At 68.4% G+C, this 2,467-nt stretch carries 1 protein-coding gene; it reads right to left on the reverse strand.

The features are described from left to right. Positions 1 to 207 precede the first annotated feature (207 nt). Complete coding sequence (locus VFZ20_RS13235; protein WP_329684365.1) at positions 208 to 2,268, reverse strand: NAD(+) synthase; 2,061 nt, start codon at positions 2,266 to 2,268, stop codon at positions 208 to 210. Positions 2,269 to 2,467 lie beyond the last annotated feature (199 nt).

Genomic DNA, 2,467 nt, shown 5'->3' on the forward strand with positions numbered 1-2,467 from the left:
CTTCTCTGTATGGCGCGTCTGGCGGTGTCAGTTCCATGACGCACCCGCGCTCCCGCGCTCCCGCGCACCCGCGCTCCCGCGCTCCCGCGAACCCGCGCACCCGCGCACCCGCGCTCCCGCGCTCCCGCGCTCCCGCACTCCCGCACTCCCGCACTCCCGCACTCCCGCACTCCCGCACTCCCGCACTAACGCACTCCCGCACTCCCGTCAGTCCGGCACGTTCCGCCGCAGCTCCTCCAGCCACACCGTCGCCTCAGAGTCGCTGGGCGCGCGCCAGTCGCCGCGGGGGGAGAGCGATCCGCCGGAGCCCACCTTGGGCCCGTTGGGCAGCGCGGACCGCTTGAACTGGCTCGTCTTGAAAAAGCGCCAGCAGAACACCTCCAGCCACCCCTTGATCGTCTTGAGGTCGTACTGGTTGCGCTTTTCCGACGGCAGCAGGTCGCTCCAGGTGCCGCGCTCGCGGTCGCCCCACGCGTTCCACGCCAGGTACGCCACCTTGCTGGGGCGAAATCCAAAGCGCGTGACGTAGTACGTGTTGAAGTCCTGCAGCTCGTACGGGCCAATCTTGTCCTGCGTGCTCTGCGCCGGCTGCGTCACGTCGTCGCCCTCGTCCGCGGGGACGAGCTCGGGCGAGATCTCCGTGTCCAGGATGGCCTGCAGCGTGGCCCCCGCCTCGTCGCCGAACTGTCCCGTCTGGATCACCCAGCGAATCAGGTGCTGGATGAGCGTCTTGGGCACCGACGCGTTCACGTTGTAGTGCGACATCTGGTCGCCCACGCCGTACGTGGCCCACCCCAGCGCCAGCTCGCTCAGGTCGCCCGTCCCCAGCACGATGCCGTCGTGAAAGTTGGCGAGACGAAACAGGTGGCTCGTCCGCTCGCCCGCCTGCACGTTCTCGAATGTCACGTCGTACACCGGCTTGCCCTCCGCGTACGGGTGGCCGATATCCTTGAGCATCTGCAGGCAGCTGGGACGGATGTCGATCTCCTCCGCCGTCACCCCCAGCGCGCGCATCAGCTTCCACGCGTTGCTCTTCGTCCCCTGGCTCGTGGCGAAGCCGGGCATGGTGTAGGCGAGGATGTTGGTGCGCGGCAGCCCCAGCGCGTCCATGGTCCGCGCGGCCACGATCAGCGCGTGCGTGGAATCCAGCCCGCCCGACACGCCGATGACGATCTTCTCGATCCCCGTGGCGGACAGGCGCTTCATCAGGCCGTGCACCTGGATGTTGTACGCCTCGTAGCACCGGGCGTCGCGCTGCGCGGGGTCGTCCGGCACGTACGGAAAGCGCGCTACGTCGCGGATGAGCGGGATCTCCCCCTCCGGCACCTCGAACTCGAAGGGGATGCGCCGCACGTCCGCCACGCGGTCCTGGTAGTCGGACACGTTCTCGTGAAAGAAGGTGAGCCGCGAGCGGTCCTGCATCAGCCGCTCCAGGTCCACGTCCGCCACGATCATGTGCTCCTCGGGCGAAAACCGCGCGGATTCCGCCAGCAGGTCGCTGTTCTCGTAGATCAGCGCGTGCCCGTCCCACGCCAGGTCCGTCGTGGACTCGCCCGGCCCCGCGGCGCTGTACAGGTACGCCGCCACGCATCGTCCGGACTGCGACGAGCACAGGTTGCGCCGGTACTCCGCCTTGCCCACGGTGATGTTGCTGGCGCTCAGGTTGGCGAGCACCGTGGCGCCGGCCATGGCGGCCCAGCTGCTGGGCGGGATGGGCGTCCACACGTCCTCGCACACCTCCACGTGCAGCGCGAAGCCATCCACGTTGGTGGCGTCGAACACCAGGTCGTTGCCGAACGGAACGACTTCGCCCGCGATGGTCACGTGGCCAAAGAACGACTCGGCCGCGCGGGTGAACCAGCGCCGCTCGTAGAACTCGCGGTAGTTGGGCAGATACGACTTGGGGACCACGCCCAGGATCTCGCCGCGGTAGACGACGACGGCGCAGTTGTAGATGTGCCCCTCGAAGCGCAGCGGCGCGCCAACGAGGAGAATCGGCGTCAGGTGCCGGCTCTCGAGGACCAGCTGGCCCAGCGCCTCGTCCACGGCGTCGAGCAGGGCGTCCTGCTGGAACAGGTCCTCGCAGGTGTAAGCGCTCAGCCCCAGCTCCGGAAAGAGCGCGATGGTGGCCTTTTGCTCCGATGCCTGCCGGGCCAGCCGCAGCGTGTGCTCCAGGTTGAACGCGGGATCGGCCACGCGCACGGCGGGAATGCACACCGCCGCCCGCACAAGGCCGTGGGAGTAGATGGAATGGAAGGGTGCGCGCATCGCCAACCTCGTTTGTGTGGATCCGGACCGCCGCCGACGGCATACGCCCCCGGCACGAATCAGGCTACACCTGCCGGACAGCATTGTTCTCGTGATGAGAATGCGCAAGAGGGTGGATGCGGATCGGTGCGTGGGCGGATGGACATCCTGCACCGATGAAAATTCTCGCGGCGGGCGGAGCGGCCCCCCCCCCCCCCCC

This window comes from Longimicrobium sp. (assembly GCF_036280135.1).
Classification (GTDB): domain Bacteria; phylum Gemmatimonadota; class Gemmatimonadetes; order Longimicrobiales; family Longimicrobiaceae; genus Longimicrobium.